The organism is Sphaerotilus montanus (assembly GCF_013410775.1).
Classification (GTDB): domain Bacteria; phylum Pseudomonadota; class Gammaproteobacteria; order Burkholderiales; family Burkholderiaceae_C; genus Sphaerotilus; species Sphaerotilus montanus.
Genome location: NZ_JACCFH010000001.1, coordinates 1,402,307 through 1,416,616 on the forward strand (window position 1 = coordinate 1,402,307; position 14,310 = coordinate 1,416,616).

21 protein-coding genes are annotated in these 14,310 nt (G+C 66.2%); 6 read left to right on the forward strand and 15 right to left on the reverse strand.

Translation table 11 applies throughout. The features are described 5' to 3' along the window. The first annotated feature begins 24 nt into the window (after window positions 1–24). Window positions 25–1,524, forward strand: a complete 1,500-nt coding sequence (locus BDD16_RS06190; protein ID WP_179633143.1) for a zinc-ribbon and DUF3426 domain-containing protein — start codon at window positions 25–27, stop codon at window positions 1,522–1,524. Here the strand turns inward: BDD16_RS06190 and BDD16_RS06195 are convergent. The 15 genes from BDD16_RS06195 to BDD16_RS06265 all read right to left on the reverse strand — a co-directional run bounded on the left by BDD16_RS06195 (window position 1,515) and on the right by BDD16_RS06265 (window position 9,548). Then, on the reverse strand, window positions 1,515–2,021 hold the full coding sequence (locus BDD16_RS06195) for a peroxiredoxin (protein WP_179633144.1): 507 nt from the start codon (window positions 2,019–2,021) through the stop codon (window positions 1,515–1,517). The two genes, BDD16_RS06190 and BDD16_RS06195, sit on opposite strands and share 10 nt — an antisense overlap. A gap of 135 nt (window positions 2,022–2,156) precedes the next feature. Further along, the gene (gene rpsQ, locus BDD16_RS06200; RefSeq protein WP_179633145.1) at window positions 2,157–2,450 is read right to left on the reverse strand and encodes a 30S ribosomal protein S17; all 294 of its coding nucleotides are present in this window, start codon (window positions 2,448–2,450) and stop codon (window positions 2,157–2,159) included. Then, window positions 2,447–2,647 (reverse strand): 50S ribosomal protein L29, encoded by a 201-nt coding sequence (gene rpmC / locus BDD16_RS06205; RefSeq protein ID WP_179633146.1) that lies wholly within the window; start codon window positions 2,645–2,647, stop codon window positions 2,447–2,449. Before rpmC ends, rpsQ begins: the two co-directional genes overlap by 4 nt. 15 nt (window positions 2,648–2,662) lie before the next feature. Beyond that, window positions 2,663–3,079, reverse strand: a complete 417-nt coding sequence (gene rplP / locus BDD16_RS06210) for a 50S ribosomal protein L16 (protein ID WP_179633147.1) — start codon at window positions 3,077–3,079, stop codon at window positions 2,663–2,665. Between the two features lie 3 nt (window positions 3,080–3,082). Further along, window positions 3,083–3,925, reverse strand: coding sequence for a 30S ribosomal protein S3 (gene rpsC, locus BDD16_RS06215; RefSeq protein ID WP_179633148.1), 843 nt, complete (start codon window positions 3,923–3,925; stop codon window positions 3,083–3,085). A gap of 15 nt (window positions 3,926–3,940) precedes the next feature. Next, complete coding sequence (rplV, locus tag BDD16_RS06220) at window positions 3,941–4,270, reverse strand: 50S ribosomal protein L22 (RefSeq protein ID WP_179633149.1); 330 nt, start codon at window positions 4,268–4,270, stop codon at window positions 3,941–3,943. 12 nt (window positions 4,271–4,282) lie between these two features. Next, complete coding sequence (rpsS, locus tag BDD16_RS06225; RefSeq protein ID WP_179633150.1) at window positions 4,283–4,558, reverse strand: 30S ribosomal protein S19; 276 nt, start codon at window positions 4,556–4,558, stop codon at window positions 4,283–4,285. Window positions 4,559–4,571: 13 nt separating this feature from the next. Further along, entirely contained in the window at window positions 4,572–5,396 is an 825-nt protein-coding gene (gene rplB, locus BDD16_RS06230; RefSeq protein WP_179633151.1) for a 50S ribosomal protein L2, read from the reverse strand. Beyond that, a complete protein-coding gene (rplW, locus tag BDD16_RS06235) occupies window positions 5,396–5,722 on the reverse strand; it encodes a 50S ribosomal protein L23 (RefSeq protein WP_179633152.1) in 327 nt (108 codons plus the stop codon). The genes rplB and rplW overlap by 1 nt, the downstream gene beginning before the upstream one ends. Further along, on the reverse strand, window positions 5,719–6,339 hold the full coding sequence (gene rplD / locus BDD16_RS06240) for a 50S ribosomal protein L4 (RefSeq protein WP_179633153.1): 621 nt from the start codon (window positions 6,337–6,339) through the stop codon (window positions 5,719–5,721). The genes rplW and rplD overlap by 4 nt, the downstream gene beginning before the upstream one ends. Then, window positions 6,339–7,010 (reverse strand): 50S ribosomal protein L3, encoded by a 672-nt coding sequence (gene rplC, locus BDD16_RS06245; RefSeq protein ID WP_179633154.1) that lies wholly within the window; start codon window positions 7,008–7,010, stop codon window positions 6,339–6,341. Before rplC ends, rplD begins: the two co-directional genes overlap by 1 nt. A gap of 218 nt (window positions 7,011–7,228) precedes the next feature. Beyond that, the gene (locus BDD16_RS06250; protein ID WP_179633155.1) at window positions 7,229–7,465 is read right to left on the reverse strand and encodes an oxidoreductase-like domain-containing protein; all 237 of its coding nucleotides are present in this window, start codon (window positions 7,463–7,465) and stop codon (window positions 7,229–7,231) included. A gap of 4 nt (window positions 7,466–7,469) precedes the next feature. Beyond that, window positions 7,470–7,700 carry an oxidoreductase-like domain-containing protein gene (locus tag BDD16_RS06255; protein ID WP_179633156.1) on the reverse strand — a complete coding sequence of 77 codons (231 nt, stop codon included), beginning with the start codon at window positions 7,698–7,700 and terminating at the stop codon, window positions 7,470–7,472. A gap of 29 nt (window positions 7,701–7,729) precedes the next feature. After that, window positions 7,730–8,461 (reverse strand): FadR/GntR family transcriptional regulator, encoded by a 732-nt coding sequence (locus tag BDD16_RS06260; RefSeq protein WP_179633157.1) that lies wholly within the window; start codon window positions 8,459–8,461, stop codon window positions 7,730–7,732. A 52-nt stretch (window positions 8,462–8,513) separates the two neighbouring features. Then, window positions 8,514–9,548, reverse strand: coding sequence for a LacI family DNA-binding transcriptional regulator (locus BDD16_RS06265; protein ID WP_179633158.1), 1,035 nt, complete (start codon window positions 9,546–9,548; stop codon window positions 8,514–8,516). 160 nt (window positions 9,549–9,708) lie between these two features. On the opposite strand from BDD16_RS06265, the gene BDD16_RS06270 reads away from it, so the two are divergent. From BDD16_RS06270 to BDD16_RS06290, 5 genes are read left to right on the forward strand one after another with little or no spacing between them, the layout of a single operon-like run. Beyond that, the gene (locus tag BDD16_RS06270; protein ID WP_179633159.1) at window positions 9,709–10,683 is read left to right on the forward strand and encodes a TRAP transporter substrate-binding protein; all 975 of its coding nucleotides are present in this window, start codon (window positions 9,709–9,711) and stop codon (window positions 10,681–10,683) included. 13 nt (window positions 10,684–10,696) lie between these two features. Further along, window positions 10,697–11,185, forward strand: a complete 489-nt coding sequence (locus tag BDD16_RS06275; protein ID WP_179633160.1) for a TRAP transporter small permease — start codon at window positions 10,697–10,699, stop codon at window positions 11,183–11,185. Next, window positions 11,176–12,468, forward strand: a complete 1,293-nt coding sequence (locus BDD16_RS06280) for a TRAP transporter large permease (RefSeq protein WP_179633161.1) — start codon at window positions 11,176–11,178, stop codon at window positions 12,466–12,468. The genes BDD16_RS06275 and BDD16_RS06280 overlap by 10 nt, the downstream gene beginning before the upstream one ends. 40 nt (window positions 12,469–12,508) lie before the next feature. Continuing rightward, entirely contained in the window at window positions 12,509–13,342 is an 834-nt protein-coding gene (locus BDD16_RS06285) for an NAD-dependent epimerase/dehydratase family protein (RefSeq protein WP_179633162.1), read from the forward strand. A 2-nt stretch (window positions 13,343–13,344) separates the two neighbouring features. Then, the gene (locus BDD16_RS06290; protein ID WP_310732800.1) at window positions 13,345–14,304 is read left to right on the forward strand and encodes an SMP-30/gluconolactonase/LRE family protein; all 960 of its coding nucleotides are present in this window, start codon (window positions 13,345–13,347) and stop codon (window positions 14,302–14,304) included. The last annotated feature ends 6 nt before the right edge of the window (window positions 14,305–14,310 follow it).

Consider the following 14,310-nt stretch of genomic DNA (forward strand, 5'->3'; position numbering starts at 1 on the left):
GGGTGGTAATGGCATGATTCCGGCATGAGTCTGGCCACTTCCTGCCCCTCCTGCGGCACCGTCTTCCGGGTAGTGCAGGACCAACTGAAGATCTCCGAGGGCTGGGTCCGCTGCGGGCATTGCCAGGAGGTGTTCAACGCGCTGGAGGGGCTGTTCGACCTCGCACGGCGGGACACCAGGAGCGGTGCACCGGATCTCGCCACGCCCGCAACGACCAACCCGACCGATCCCGCGTGGCTGGAAACCCGGCCGGCGATGTTCTCGGACGGCAAGGTGCTGCGCGAACGACAGGAAGCGCTGCAAAACCGCGCACCGCCGCCTCCCGCAACACCCCCCTCACCCGCCCCGGCAGCACCATTGCCGGCGCCAGCACGCAGCGTGCCCGCCACGCGGGTCGAGATCAGCACCCGCCGCGCCGCTACCTGGGATCCATCGGTCCAGGAGCCGGAGCGCGGCATGGCGCCCACCCAGCCGGATCCTGGTGCCTGGCGCACGACAAGCGCCGACACGACACTGCCGACGCTGCCACCGGACGTGCTGGCGGATCCGGACCCCTTTCCTTCAGGCGACGAGACCGTCTACCCGGCCACGACCCTCGAATTCCGCTCCGAAGCGTTCAGCGCCTTCGCGGCAGCACGCCTGCAGCGCGAAGGCCGGCCGGACGTCGATCTGCCGCTGGACTGGCCTTCGGCACCCATGCCACTGCCGCCATCGACAGAGCCGCCCCCAGCCTCCGAACCGGTCGCCGCGGCCGAAGTCGTGCACACCAGCCCGCAGGAGTCTGGCGAAACCGCCCCGGAATCACCAGCAGCGACCCCGCCACCCAGCCCGACCCTGCCGTTCATCGACGATCTGGAAAAGACGCTGGACCTGAGTGCCGAGCGCATGTCCAGCCATGGCGCATCTGTGGAGGAGCGCCCCGCACCGACGACCGCAGAGGAGGCCACTGCCGAGCCCAAGGAGGCCGCTGCGGCGGTGGAGGACGGAACGTCCACAACCCAAGAGGTCGCTGTACTGCCGGACTTCGTGCGCCGTGCCGACAAGCAGGCACGCTGGCACCGTCCGATCGTCCGCGCCGCACTGGGCCTGGGCGCGCTGCTGCTGGGCGGTGTGCTGGTGGCACAGATCGGTCACCAGTGGCATGACCTGATCGCGGCTCGCTGGCCGGTCACGCGCCCCTTGCTGGAGCACGCCTGCGCGCAATGGCAATGCCAGTTGCAGCCACCACAGCAACTCGACGCACTGGTCGTGGACAGCACCGCCCTCAGCCGACCGCCCGGCAGCGACAGCTACCTGCTGGGGGTGACGCTGCACAACCGGGCCAGTCACACCGTTGCCGCGCCGCACATCGAACTGAGCCTGACGGACTTGTCGGGTGCCGTGGTGGTACGCCGGGTACTGGCCCCGACCGAATTCCGGCAGCCGGACCTGCTGGCGGCCTCCAGCGATGCGAGCTGGAGCCTGGAGTTCACCAGCACCAACCAGCGCATCGCCGGCTACACGCTCGCCGCGTTTTATCCCTGAGCCTGGGCCAGCAGCGTCGCTGCGTCGCTGACCTCGAACTTGCCCGGGCCTTCGACGTTGAGCGTCTTCACGACGCCGTTGTCCACCAGCATCGAGTAGCGCTGCGAGCGCACGCCGAAGCCCTTGGCGGTCAGGTCCAGCACCAGGCCGGTCGCCTGCGTGAACAGCGCGCCGCCGTCTCCCATCATGCGCACCTTGCCGGCAGCACCGTTCTCGCGGCCCCAGGCGCCCATCACGAAGGCATCGTTGACCGACACGCACCAGATCTCGTCCACGCCTGCGGCCTTGAAGGCATCGGCCTGGGCGATGTAGCCCGGCAGGTGCTGTGCAGAGCAGGTCGGGGTGTAGGCGCCCGGCAGCGCGAAGATGGCAATCTTCTTGCCTGCGGTTTCCTTGGTCACATCGAAGGCATTCGGGCCGATCGAGCAGCCATTGCCCTCGACTTCGACGTATTCGAACAGGGTGCCCGCGGGCAGTTGGTCGCCAATCTTCAGCATGGAAGAGTTCTCCGTTCAGGTGGGAAAAGGAAAGAGCCAGAATAAAAAAAACCGGCCGCCAGTATCCCAGCGTGCCGGTTTTCGCGTCATCCGAGGTCAGCAAGACCCCGGAAACTGTCGCGTATCAGGTCGTTCTCAGACCAGACGGGCCTTTTCGATCAGGCGCGTCACAACCCAGTTCTTGGTCTTGGAGAGCGGGCGGCTTTCCGAGATCTCGACCAGATCACCCAGCTTGAACTGGTTGGTCTCGTCATGGGCGTGGTACTTGCGCGAACGCGCCACGATCTTGCCGTACAGCTCGTGCTTGGCGCGACGCTCGACCAGGACGGTGACCGTCTTGGCGCGCTTGTCGCTGACCACGCGACCGACCAGGGTGCGGGTGTTCTTCTGCGCCGGAGCGGCAGCAGTCTGGACTTGGGCTTCGCTCATTGGGCGGCTCCCTTCTTCTTCTCGGTCAGGATGGTCCTGGCGCGAGCGATGTCACGACGCGTCTTGCGCAGCATCGTGTGGTTGGTCAGTTGCTGCGTCGCCTTTTGCATGCGCAGACCGAAATGGGCCTTCAGCAGATCGCTGATTTCCTTTTCGAGCGCGGCGACGTCCTTGGCGCGGAGTTCAGAAGCTTTCATTCATGTTCCCCTTGCTCAGGTACCGAACTGGCGCAACACGAAGGTCGTGCGCAGCGGCAGCTTGGCGGCAGCCAGCGTGAAGGCTTCACGGGCCAGCGCTTCAGGCACGCCATTGAGTTCATAGAGCACCTTGCCCGGCTGGATTTCAGCCACGTAGTACTCCGGATTGCCCTTGCCGTTACCCATACGCACTTCGGCCGGCTTCTGCGAGATCGGCTTGTCCGGGAAGATGCGGATGAAGACACGGCCACCGCGCTTGATGTGGCGCGAGATGGCACGACGGGCGGCTTCGATCTGGCGAGCGGTGATGCGGCCACGCTCCGTGGCCTTCAGACCGAACTCACCGAACGACACCAGAGCGCCACGGGTGGCGACGCCGGTGTTGCGGCCCTTTTGTTCCTTACGGAACTTGCGACGCGACGGTTGCAACATTCCTTATTCTCCTTTGGGGGCGGCCGGTGCAGCAGCACGGACCACGCGCTTGACGCCCGCTTCGCCCGCCGGGGCGCCAGCAGCGGCACCCGGACGGCGGTCGTTGTTGCCACGCGGCGCGCCACGGCGCTGTTCGCCCGGACGGTCGCTGCGCGGACCACGGCGGCGGCGGTCGTCTTCCGGACGCTCTTCGCGTGCGGCAGCCGGTGCTTCGCCATTGGCCAGGCGGTCGCCCTTGTAGACCCACACCTTGACACCGATGATGCCGTAGGTGGTCTTGGCTTCCGAGAAGCCGTAGTCGATGTCCGCACGCAGGGTGTGCAGCGGCACGCGGCCTTCGCGGTACCACTCGGTGCGCGCGATTTCGATGCCGTTCAGACGACCGGCCGACATGATCTTGATGCCCAGGGCGCCCAGACGCATCGCGTTCTGCATCGCACGCTTCATCGCGCGGCGGAACATGATGCGCTTTTCGAGCTGCTGGGTGATCGATTCGGAGATCAGCTGCGCATCGACTTCCGGCTTGCGCACTTCCTCGATGTTCACGGCGACAGGCACCTTGAGCATCTTGGCGAGTTGCAGCTTGAGGTTCTCGATGTCCTCGCCCTTCTTGCCGATCACCACGCCCGGACGTGCCGAGAAGATGGTGATGCGGGCGTTCTTGGCGGGGCGCTCGATCAGGACGCGCGAGACGGCGGCGCTCTTGAGCTTCTTCTTCAGAAACTCGCGAACTTCGATGTCTTCAGCCAGCATGGCCGCGAACTGACGGTTGCCGGCGTACCAGCGCGACGACCAGTTGCGCGTGACCGGCAGGCGGAAACCGATCGGATGGATTTTCTGTCCCATGGATTTCTTCCTGCCTTAGTTGCCAACGGTCACGTAGATGTGCGCGGTGGGCTTGCTGATGCGGTTGCCGCGGCCTTTGGCCCGTGCGGAGAAACGCTTCAGCGTGGCACCTTGCTCCACGTAGATCGAGGTGACGCGGAGTTCGTCGATGTCAGCGCCGTCATTGTGCTCGGCGTTGGCGATCGCGCTCTCCAGCGCCTTCTTGATGATGCCGGCGGCCTTCTTCTGCGTGAAGGCCAGGATGTCGAGGGCCTGACCGACCTTCTTGCCGCGGATCAGGTCAGCCACCAGACGACCCTTGTCGCAGGACAGGCGGACGCCGCGGACGATTGCTTGAGTTTCCATCGTCGCCGCTCCTTAGCGCTTGGCTTTCTTGTCCGCCGGGTGACCCTTGAACGTACGGGTCAGCGCGAACTCGCCCAGCTTGTGGCCGACCATCTGGTCGGTCACGTACACGGGCACATGCTGCTTGCCGTTGTGCACGGCGATCGTGACACCGATGAACTCGGGCAGGATCGTCGAACGGCGCGACCAGGTCTTGATGGGCTTCTTGTCCTTGATAGCGACAGCCTTCTCGACCTTGTTCAGCAGGTGGTGGTCAACAAACGGACCTTTTTTCAGTGAACGAGACATGAGCTACTACCCCTTATTTCTTGCGACGCGACACGATCATGTTCTGCGTGCGCTTGTTGTTGCGGGTGCGGTAGCCCTTCGTCAGGGTGTTCCACGGCGAAACAGGCGCCTGGCCCTCGCCGGTGCGGCCTTCGCCACCACCGTGCGGGTGGTCCACCGGGTTCATGGCGGTGCCGCGAACCGTCGGACGGATGCCCTTCCAACGCATCGCACCGGCCTTGCCGTACTGGCGCAGGTTGTGCTCTTCGTTGGAGACTGCGCCGATCGTCGCGCGGCAGTCGATGTGGATCTTGCGCACTTCACCCGAGCGCAGACGCACCTGGGCGTAGACGCCTTCACGCGCCATCAGCGTCACCGAGGTGCCGGCCGAACGGGCGATCTGGGCGCCCTTGCCGGGCATCATCTCGACGCAGTGGATCGTGGAGCCCACGGGGATGTTGCGGATCGGCAGCGTGTTGCCGGCCTTGATCGGCGACTCGGCGCCGCTCAGGACCGTCTGACCGGCTTCCAGACCACGCGGAGCGATGATGTACGAACGCTCGCCGTCGGCGTAGCACACCAGAGCGATGTGCGCCGTGCGGTTCGGGTCGTACTCGATGCGCTCGACCTTGGCGGGGATGCCGTCCTTGTTGCGCACGAAATCGACCACGCGGTAGTGGTGCTTGTGACCACCGCCCTTGTGGCGAACCGTGATGTGACCGTTGTTGTTACGGCCGGAGTTCTGCTTCTGGGGTTCCAGCAGCGAAGCTTCCGGAGCGCCCTTGTGCAGGTGCTTGTGAACGACCTTGACGACGCCACGGCGGCCAGGCGAAGTCGGTTTGACCTTGACGACAGCCATTACGCGGCCTCCCCGGAGAAGTTGAGTTCCTGCCCGGCCTTCAGCGACACATACGCCTTGCGCACGTGGTCACGGCGACCGATGCGTCCACCGAAGCGCTTGGTCTTGCCCTTCTGGTTGACGACCTGCACCGAGTCCACTTCGACCTTGAACATCAGTTCGACGGCGGCCTTGATCTCGGGCTTGGTGGCGTCCTGCAGCACCTTGAACAACACCTGGTTGTTCTTTTCGGCAATGCTGGTGGCCTTCTCGGAGATGATCGGTGCGACGAGCACCTGGGCCAGACGGCCTTCCGAGAAATTGCGATTGATGGGAGCGCGGCTCATGCGAACATCTCCTGGAGCTTGTCGATCGCACCCTTGGTGACGACGACCTTCTTGTAGAAGACCAGCGACAGGGGATCGGCGAAACGCGGCTCGACAACCAGCACGTTCGGCAGGTTGCGCGAAGCCAGGAACAGGTTCTCGTCGATCTGGTCAGCGATGACCATGACGTGATCCAGGTTCATGGCCTTGAGCTTGGCGGCCAGCAGCTTGGTCTTGGGGGCTTCGACCGACAGCGTGTCGACCACCACCAGACGGCCTTCGCGGGCCAGCTGCGAGAAGATGGCGGCCATGCCGGCGCGGTACATCTTCTTGTTGATCTTGTGCGAGAAGTTTTCTTCCGGCAGGTTCGGGAAAATCCGACCGCCCCCGCGCCACAGCGGCGACGAGGTCATACCGGCGCGTGCGCGGCCGGTGCCCTTCTGGCGGAAGGGCTTCTTGGTCGAGTGGTGAACCTGCTCGCGGTCCTTCTGGGCGCGGGTGCCTTGGCGGCCATTGGCCTGGTAGGCAACGACGACCTGATGGATCAGGGATTCGTTGTAGTCACGGGCGAACACGGCGTCCGAAGCATCGACCTTGGCGGACGCTTGGCCTTGTTCATTCAGGAGCTCGAGCTGCATCAGTTGGCCCCTTTCTTGAGCTTGACCTTCACGGCGGGACGCACGGTGACAAAGCCACCCTTCGAACCCGGGACGGCACCCTTCACCAGCAGCAGCTGGCGGGCTTCGTCAACGCGCACGATGTCCAGGTTCTGGGTCGTGACGGTTTCGTCGCCCATGTGACCGGTCATCTTCTTGCCCGGGAACACGCGACCCGGATCCTGCGCCATGGAGATCGAGCCCGGCACGTTGTGCGAACGGCTGTTGCCGTGCGACGCGCGCTGCGAGCTGAAGTTGTGGCGCTTGATGGTGCCAGCGAAGCCCTTGCCGATCGAGGTGCCTTGCACGTCGACGGTCTGGCCAGCAGCGAACATCGTGACCGGCAGGGTAGCGCCGGCCTTGTATTCCGCGGCCACATCGGCAGTCACGCGGAACTCTTGCAGCAGCTCACCAGCTTCGACACCGGCCTTGGCCAGGTGTCCGGCTTCCGGCTTGTTCACGCGGGAGGCCTTGCGGGCGCCGAACGTGATCTGCAGTGCGGTATAGCCATCCGTTTCCACGGTTTTGACCTGGGCAACGCGGTTGTTGGACACGTCCAGCACGGTCACGGGCACGGTATCACCGTCGTCCGTGAAGATGCGCATCATGCCCACCTTGCGGCCCAGCAATCCGAGACGATTGCTAAGACTCATGGTTCTTCTCCAATAACCCGACAACGATTGGCCGGGCTGACTAAGTTGTTGCCGCTTCACCCGCACACCCGCCTGAAGGGCGGACGGTCGAACGAACCGGAACGACGAAAATGGGCGCAATTTTAATTGCAGCCCGAAAAGCTCGCGATTATCACACAGCTGTGCGGCTTGGCGCAAGAACTACCAGCAAGCGAGCCGCGAGCGAGCGCCTTGGCGGCTCACGCGGACCAGCGCAGCACCGCCTCGTCGCGCCAGTAGCGCACTTCGCTGTAGAAGAAGGCCCAGACACAATCCGTGCAGCCACGCCCGCAGCAACTGACCGGCGCTTCAGGCGCCACAGGCAACGCCACGCCACGCTCGGCCGCACGCGCCTGCACCGCAGCGATCAGCGCTTCGGCCTCGGTCTTCAACGCCGGGCGGACAGCCAGCAAGGCCGCATCGGTCCCATCCACCATGGTCTCAGTCCGTCCAGCGCAGGATCGACTCGTCCCGCCAGTAGGCGACTTCCCCGCAGTAGGCCTCCCAGACGCAGCCGATGCAGTCGCTGTCGCAGCAGTTGGTCGGCTCGGGCGGGGGATCGGACAGCGCCACCCCCAGGGTCCGTGCGCGGTCAAGCACCGCCCGCACCAGCGCCTGGGCTTCACGGCGCTCGGTCGGGGTCCACTGCTGGAGGGCATCGTCTGAAATCATCCCGCCATTCTCCAATATCCCCGCGCGGCTCAGCCGGCCTCGGCCTGCGCGCGGCGGCGCCGCTCGCGGCTGTTCGCCAGATGCGTGCGCATGGCGGCGCGCGCACCGTCCGGGTCCTGGCTGGCGATGGCGTCGAAGATGCTCTCGTGCTCGGCATTGACGCGGCGCAGGTAGCGCAGCCGCTCCGGATCGAGCGCCGCGGACGGCTCCAGCCGCGCCCGCGGAATGATCATGCTGCCCAGCGCCGTCATCAGGTCGGCAAAGTGGTGGTTGCGGGTCGCACGGGCGATCTCCAGGTGGAACTGGAAATCGGCGCCGATCGCGTCCCGCCCGTCCTCCACCGCCTGCACGACCGTGTCAAGCGCCGTGCGCATGGCCTGGAGGTCCTCGTCGGTGCGCCGCTGTGCCGCCAGCGCGGCCGATTCGGTCTCGACGCCGATCCGCAACTCCAGCACCGCGATCACGTCGCGCAGCGTGGCCATCTGCTCCGGCGCGATGCGGAACCCCGGCGTGTCGCCCAGCCCCAGCACGAAGGTGCCGATGCCGTGGCGCGTCTCGACCAGGCCAGCCGCCTGCAGCCGCGAGATCGCCTCGCGCACGACGGTGCGGCTGACAGCGAACTCGACCATGATCGCCGACTCGGTCGGCAGCTTGTCGCCGGGGGCGAACTGGCCGCTGCGGATGCGGTCGCCCAGGGATTCGACCAATTCGAGCGCCAGGGTACGCGGGCGGCGGCGGGCAGGAATTGACATGGAGGACATGGGGGGAGAAGCAGGCTGAGGTCGCGTCACTGTACCAAGTCAAGTCCCGGCCTCAGCGCCCTGGCGCACGCCGCGCGGTCGAACCACGGGCGATGACCCGCGAAGCCAGCGTCTCGTGTCCGCCACCTGACACCGCCGCATCGCCCCGGATGCGCTCGATGAGGCGCTGCATGGCCGTCTCGCCCGTCAGTTCGCTGGCCGTGTCGACAGTGGTCAGCGCCGGGCTCGCGTAACGCCCGTAGATGATGTTGTCGAAGCCGGCAATCGAGACATCGTCCGGCACCCGCAACCCGAGCAGCTGCGCCTGGCCGAGCAGGCCCAGCGCCACCAGATCGTTGTAGGTCACCACCGCGTCCGGCGGCTCGGCACAGAGCAGCACCGAGGAGGCGATCCGCTCGCCCTCGTCCGCCACCGCTGATTCGACGTCGAACAGCCGCAGCACGCCGTCACTGCCGTCGAAGGCGTCCTGCAGCCCCTTCCAGCGCTCGCTGCTCCAGCGCGCACCGCTGAACCCGACGTAGCTGATGCGGCGGTGCCCCAGGTCGCGCAGGTGGCGCCCCAGCATCTGCGCCGCCGCCCGGTTGTCCACGCCGACGCTGTAGCAGGCCGGATCAGGCTGCTGGCCACCGTAGTAGATGACCGGCAGGCCGGAATGCTTGAGCCACTCGATCGCCGCCTCCGACAGGCGCGCGCTGACGATGATGCCGTCCACCCGGCGGCTGAGCGCCTGCAGCATGGTCAGCTCGGGCGTGTGGCCCTCGGCCGTGTCGGTGAACAGCAGGTTGAGACCCGCCCGCTCCGCGACGCGGGACGAGCCCTTCACGAGGCTGGTGAAGTGCGGATTGCAGATGTCGAGGATGACGATGCCGACGTTGCCGGTCTGGCCGGTGATCATGCCGCGCGCCATCGGGTTGGAGCTGTAGCCCAGCTCGCGCACGGCGGTCGTGACGCGCTCCTCGACCTCGCGGGTGAAGCGCTGGCCGCCGTTGATGAACTTGGAGACCGTCGCCGTGGACACGCCCGCCGCCTGGGCAACGTCGCGGATGGTGGCTGCCTTGCGGCGGCGGGCGGGAGTGTCGTCTGTCATGGCCGTCAGAGTGTAGCGCCTGGCCGAGTTAAACGTTTACTTCCACTGGGTTCCACATAACCCGAATCGGGCTAATACCTAGCAATGGAACGTTGACCTGACTCCAAGGTTAAACGTTTAATCCCCCTGCCGACGCCCTTCATTCCAGAGGAGACATCCCATGCCCCAGACCACCACCCCCCGCCTGCTCGCCGCCCTGCTGGGCGCCGCTGCGCTGTCGTGCGCCCAGGCCGCCGAGTTCCGCTCGGCCGACATCCACAACTCGGACGACTACCCGACCGTCGCCGCCGTCAAGCACATGAGCCAGTACCTGGAGCAGAAGAGCGGCGGCAAGTACAAGATCAAGGTCTTCAACAAGGGCGCGCTCGGCACCGAGAAGGAGACCATCGACCAGGTCAAGATCGGCGCGCTGGAGATGACCCGCGTCAACATCAGCCCGATGAACGCGGTCTGCGCCAAGACGCAGGTGCCGACGATGCCCTTCCTGTTCAGCTCGATCGAGCACATGCGCAAGTCGCTGGACGGCCCGGTCGGCGAGGAGATCCTGAAGTCCTGCGAGGACCAGGGCTTCGTCGGACTGGCCTTCTACGACTCGGGCGCCCGCTCGCTCTATGCCAAGAAGCCGATCAGGACGGTGGCCGACGTGAAGGGCATGAAGGTGCGCGTGCAGCAGTCGGACCTGTGGGTGGCGCTCGTCGGCGCGATGGGCGGCAACGCGACGCCGATGCCCTTCGGCGAGGTCTACACCGGCCTGAAGACCGGCCTGCTCGACGCCGCCGAGAACAACATCCCGTCGTACGACAGCGTCAAGCACTACGAGTCGGCCAAGTACTACTCCAAGACCGAACACTCGATGGCCCCCGAGATGCTGCTGATGTCCAAGGTGGTCTGGGACAAGCTGCCCAAGGCGGACCAGGACCTGTTCCGCGCCGCGGCCAAGGAATCGGTCGCCTTCCAGCGCAAGAAGTGGGACGAGCAGGAAACCAAGTCGCTGGCTGCCGTCAAGGCCGGCGGCGCCGAAATCATCGACGTGGACAAGAAGTCCTTCCAGGCCGTGATGGGCCCGGTCTACGACAAGTTCATGACCACGCCGGACCTCAAGCGCCTGGTCAAGACGATCCAGGACACCAAGTAAGGCAGGCGCGGCCATGTACACCAAGTTCTGTGCCGCCCTGTCCAAGCTCAGCCTCGTGCTGGGCGTGGTCGGGTTGATCGCGGTGATCCTGTGCGTGCAGTACCAGGTGATCGGCCGCTACGTCTTCAACGACACGCCGACCTGGGCCGAGGCGCTGTCGATGCTGCTGGTGCTCTTCGTCACCGCCTTCGGGCTCGCGGTGGGCGTGCGGGATGCGGGCCACATCGGGCTCGAATCGATGGTCGCGCTGCTGCCGGACCGCTGGCGCCACCGGGTCGAGTTGCTGATCCACGCGCTGGTCGGCCTGTTCGGCTTCCTGATGGCCCAGGGTGGCTGGATGTGGGCGAGCGCCAAGTGGGGCGAGAAGAAACCGATGCTGCCCGTGCCGGACGGCATCGACTACGTGCCGGTGGTCATCGCCGGCGTGCTGATCGTGCTGTTCTCGATCGAACACATCCTCGCGCTGCTGCGCGGCACCGAGGTGACGCCCTCATGGAACTGACTGTCCTCTGCGTGAGCTTCACGCTGCTGTTGCTGCTGGGCGTGCCGGTCGCGTTCGCGATCGGGCTGTCGTCGGTGGCCACCATCGTCGCAGCCGGCCTGCCCGTGGCCATCGTCTTCCAGAAGATGGTCGGCGGCATGCAGGTCTTCAGCTTTCTCGCCATCCCCTTCTTCGTCTTCGCGGGTGAGCTGATGCTCTACGGCGGCATCGCCGACCGCATCGTGCGCTTCGCCAACAGCCTGGTCGGCCATGTGCGCGGCGGGCTGGGCATGAGCAACGTGCTCGGCTGCACCATCTTCGGCGGTGTCGCCGGCTCGCCGCTGGCCGACGTGTCCGCGATCGGCTCGGTGATGATCCCGCTGATGAAGAAGGAAGGCTACGACGCCGACTACGCCGTCAACGTCACCACCCACGCGGCGCTGGTCGGCGCGATCATGCCGACCTCGCACAACATGATCATCTACACGCTGGCCACCTCGGGGCTGGCCTCGGTCAGCGTGCTCAGCCTGATGCTGGCCGGGCTGGTGCCGGCGATCATCCTGACGCTGTGCAACCTCGCCGCCGCCTACTGGGTGGCGGTCAAGCGCGGCTACCCGGTGCGGCCGGGCGGTTTCGGCGGCTGGCCGGCGGTGCTGACGGCGTTCCTCGCGTCGCTGCCGGGCTTGCTGGTGGTGGTGATCATCCTGGGCGGCATCCTGTCGGGCGCGTTCACGGCGACCGAATCGGCCTCGATCGCGGTGGCCTGGGCGCTGCTGATCACGACGCTGGTCTACCGCTCGCTGACGTGGAAGAACTTCCTCAAGGCCTGTGCCAAGGCGTGCAAGACCACCGGCGTCGTGCTGCTGCTGATCGGCATCTCCAGCGCTTTCGGCTACTTCATGGCCCTGTACGAGGTGCCGCAGAAGACCGGCGCGCTGATGACGTCCGTGTCGAGCGAGCCGTGGGTGATCTTCCTGATGATCAACGTGCTGCTGTTCATCCTGGGCACCTTCCTGGACATGGCGGCGACCATCCTGATCTGCACGCCGATCTTCCTGCCCATCGCGATGCAGTTCGGCATGGACCCGGTGCAGTTCGGAATCATCATGCTCATCAACTGCGCGCTCGGGCTGAACACGCCGCCGGTCGGCTCGGTGCAGTTCGTCGGCTGCGCGATCGGGGAGATCTCGGTCGGTCAGGTGATGCGCACGATCGGCCCGTTCTATGGTGCGCTGGGCGCCTGCCTGCTGTTCGTGACCTACGTGCCGGCCTTCTCGCTGTGGCTGCCGTCGCTGTTCAAGTGATCCCCTGCTTCCCCTCGGATCCCCTCGGAGACCCTTCCTGATGCTCGACCGCCCCGCTTCCGCCATCCGTTTCAAGCGCCTGCTGCTGACCGGCGCGGCCGGCAACCTCGGCCGCGAACTCCGGCCCCGCCTGAAAGCCTATTGCGACACGCTGCGCCTGAGTGCCCGGGGCGACACGCTCGGCGCCGCCGGCCCGGGTGAAGAACTCGCCCCGGCCGACCTCGCGGACAAGGCCGCCGTGTTCGCCGCGCTCGACGGCGTCGAGGCGGTCGTCCACATGGGCGGCGTCTCGACCGAGCAGACCTGGGAATCCATCCGTGACGGCAACATCACCGGCATGGTCAACCTCTACGAAGCCGCCCGCCACCACGGCGTCAAGCGCATCGTCTTCGCCAGCTCCAACCACGTCACCGGCTTCTACCGCCAGGACGAGGTCGTCAGCCCGCGTGACCCGGTGCGCCCGGACGGCTTCTACGGCCTGTCGAAGTGCTTCGGCGAGAACCTCGCGCAGCTCTACTGGGACCGCTTCGGCATCGAGACGGTGAGCGTGCGCATCGGCTCGTCGTTCGCCGCGCCCAAGGACCGCCGCATGCTCGCCACCTGGATGAGCTTCGACGACACCGAGCGGCTGATCGTCGCCGCGCTCACCGCCCCGGTGGTCGGTCACAGCATCATTTACGGCATGAGCGACAACGCCACGACCTGGTGGGACAACACCTCCGCGCGCCACATCGGCTACCGGCCGCAGGACTCGTCGGACGTGTTCCGCGCCGAGGTCGAGGCGCGCCAGCAGACGCTGGACCGCGACGATCCGGCGGTCGTCTACCAGGGCGGCGCGTTCGTGCGCACCGGGCCGTTCTTCGCGGGGGAATGAGCATGGAACCGCTGTCGCTGCGTTATCCCGATCCCGCGGTCGAAGTCCTGCACCCGGACTTCCTGAAGCTGCGGCTGTTCAACGCCAGTGTCGAGCGGCTGGCCACCGGGCTGCGCTGGGCCGAGGGGCCGGTGTGGTTCGGCGACGGACGCTACCTGCTGGTGTCGGACATCCCGAACGACCGCATCCTGCGCTGGGACGATTGCTCCGGCCAGATGAGCGTGTTCCGCCAGCCGTCGAACAACGCCAACGGCCACGCCCGCGATGCGCAAGGGCGGCTCGTCAGTTGTGAACACCTCACCCGCCGCGTGACCCGCACCGAACACGACGGGCGCGTCACGGTGCTGGCGGACCGCTTCGAGGGTGCCCGGCTGAACTCGCCCAACGACATCACGCTGTGCCGCCGCGATGGCGCGGTCTGGTTCACCGACCCGAGCTTCGGCATCGGCGGGCACTGGGAGGGCGAGCCAGCCGAGCAGGAGTGTCCGCACGGCGTCTACCGGATCGACGCGCTGACCGGCGGGCTGACGTGCCCGATCGATGACCTCGACGGGCCGAACGGGCTGGCGTTCTCGCCGGACGAGTCCGTGCTCTACGTGATCGAGAGCCGCGCCACGCCGCACCGTCTGATCTGGGCCTACGACCACGCCGCCGACGGCACGCTGTCGAACAAGCGGCTGCACGTCGATGCCGACGGGCCGGGGGCGCTGGACGGGATGGCCTGCGACGTGGCGGGAAATCTCTGGTGCGGCTTCGGCAGCAATGGCGCGCCGGGCGCAGACCCCGCCGCGCTGGACGGCGTGCGCGTCTACAACCCCTCAGGCCAGCTGATCGGCCACATCCATTTGCCCGAACGCTGCGCGAATGTGTGCTTTGGCGGGGCGAAGGGGAATCGGCTGTTCATGGCGGCGAGTCATTCGGTGTATGCGCTGTACGTCAACACGACCGGGGCGGTGCGCTGAGTGTGA

Excerpts from the sequence above, each read along its gene's own strand:
- BDD16_RS06190 (WP_179633143.1), top strand. The coding sequence starts at position 25 with ATGAGTCTGGCCACTTCCTGCCCCTCCTGCGGCACCGTCTTCCGGGTA.
- BDD16_RS06195 (WP_179633144.1), bottom strand. The coding sequence starts at position 2,021 with ATGCTGAAGATTGGCGACCAACTGCCCGCGGGCACCCTGTTCGAATAC.
- rpsQ (WP_179633145.1), bottom strand. The coding sequence starts at position 2,450 with ATGAGCGAAGCCCAAGTCCAGACTGCTGCCGCTCCGGCGCAGAAGAAC.
- rpmC (WP_179633146.1), bottom strand. The coding sequence starts at position 2,647 with ATGAAAGCTTCTGAACTCCGCGCCAAGGACGTCGCCGCGCTCGAAAAG.
- rplP (WP_179633147.1), bottom strand. The coding sequence starts at position 3,079 with ATGTTGCAACCGTCGCGTCGCAAGTTCCGTAAGGAACAAAAGGGCCGC.
- rpsC (WP_179633148.1), bottom strand. The coding sequence starts at position 3,925 with ATGGGACAGAAAATCCATCCGATCGGTTTCCGCCTGCCGGTCACGCGC.
- rplV (WP_179633149.1), bottom strand. The coding sequence starts at position 4,270 with ATGGAAACTCAAGCAATCGTCCGCGGCGTCCGCCTGTCCTGCGACAAG.
- rpsS (WP_179633150.1), bottom strand. The coding sequence starts at position 4,558 with ATGTCTCGTTCACTGAAAAAAGGTCCGTTTGTTGACCACCACCTGCTG.
- rplB (WP_179633151.1), bottom strand. The coding sequence starts at position 5,396 with ATGGCTGTCGTCAAGGTCAAACCGACTTCGCCTGGCCGCCGTGGCGTC.
- rplW (WP_179633152.1), bottom strand. The coding sequence starts at position 5,722 with ATGAGCCGCGCTCCCATCAATCGCAATTTCTCGGAAGGCCGTCTGGCC.
- rplD (WP_179633153.1), bottom strand. The coding sequence starts at position 6,339 with ATGCAGCTCGAGCTCCTGAATGAACAAGGCCAAGCGTCCGCCAAGGTC.
- rplC (WP_179633154.1), bottom strand. The coding sequence starts at position 7,010 with ATGAGTCTTAGCAATCGTCTCGGATTGCTGGGCCGCAAGGTGGGCATG.
- BDD16_RS06250 (WP_179633155.1), bottom strand. The coding sequence starts at position 7,465 with ATGGTGGATGGGACCGATGCGGCCTTGCTGGCTGTCCGCCCGGCGTTG.
- BDD16_RS06255 (WP_179633156.1), bottom strand. The coding sequence starts at position 7,700 with ATGATTTCAGACGATGCCCTCCAGCAGTGGACCCCGACCGAGCGCCGT.
- BDD16_RS06260 (WP_179633157.1), bottom strand. The coding sequence starts at position 8,461 with ATGTCCTCCATGTCAATTCCTGCCCGCCGCCGCCCGCGTACCCTGGCG.
- BDD16_RS06265 (WP_179633158.1), bottom strand. The coding sequence starts at position 9,548 with ATGACAGACGACACTCCCGCCCGCCGCCGCAAGGCAGCCACCATCCGC.
- BDD16_RS06270 (WP_179633159.1), top strand. The coding sequence starts at position 9,709 with ATGCCCCAGACCACCACCCCCCGCCTGCTCGCCGCCCTGCTGGGCGCC.
- BDD16_RS06275 (WP_179633160.1), top strand. The coding sequence starts at position 10,697 with ATGTACACCAAGTTCTGTGCCGCCCTGTCCAAGCTCAGCCTCGTGCTG.
- BDD16_RS06280 (WP_179633161.1), top strand. The coding sequence starts at position 11,176 with ATGGAACTGACTGTCCTCTGCGTGAGCTTCACGCTGCTGTTGCTGCTG.
- BDD16_RS06285 (WP_179633162.1), top strand. The coding sequence starts at position 12,509 with ATGCTCGACCGCCCCGCTTCCGCCATCCGTTTCAAGCGCCTGCTGCTG.
- BDD16_RS06290 (WP_310732800.1), top strand. The coding sequence starts at position 13,345 with ATGGAACCGCTGTCGCTGCGTTATCCCGATCCCGCGGTCGAAGTCCTG.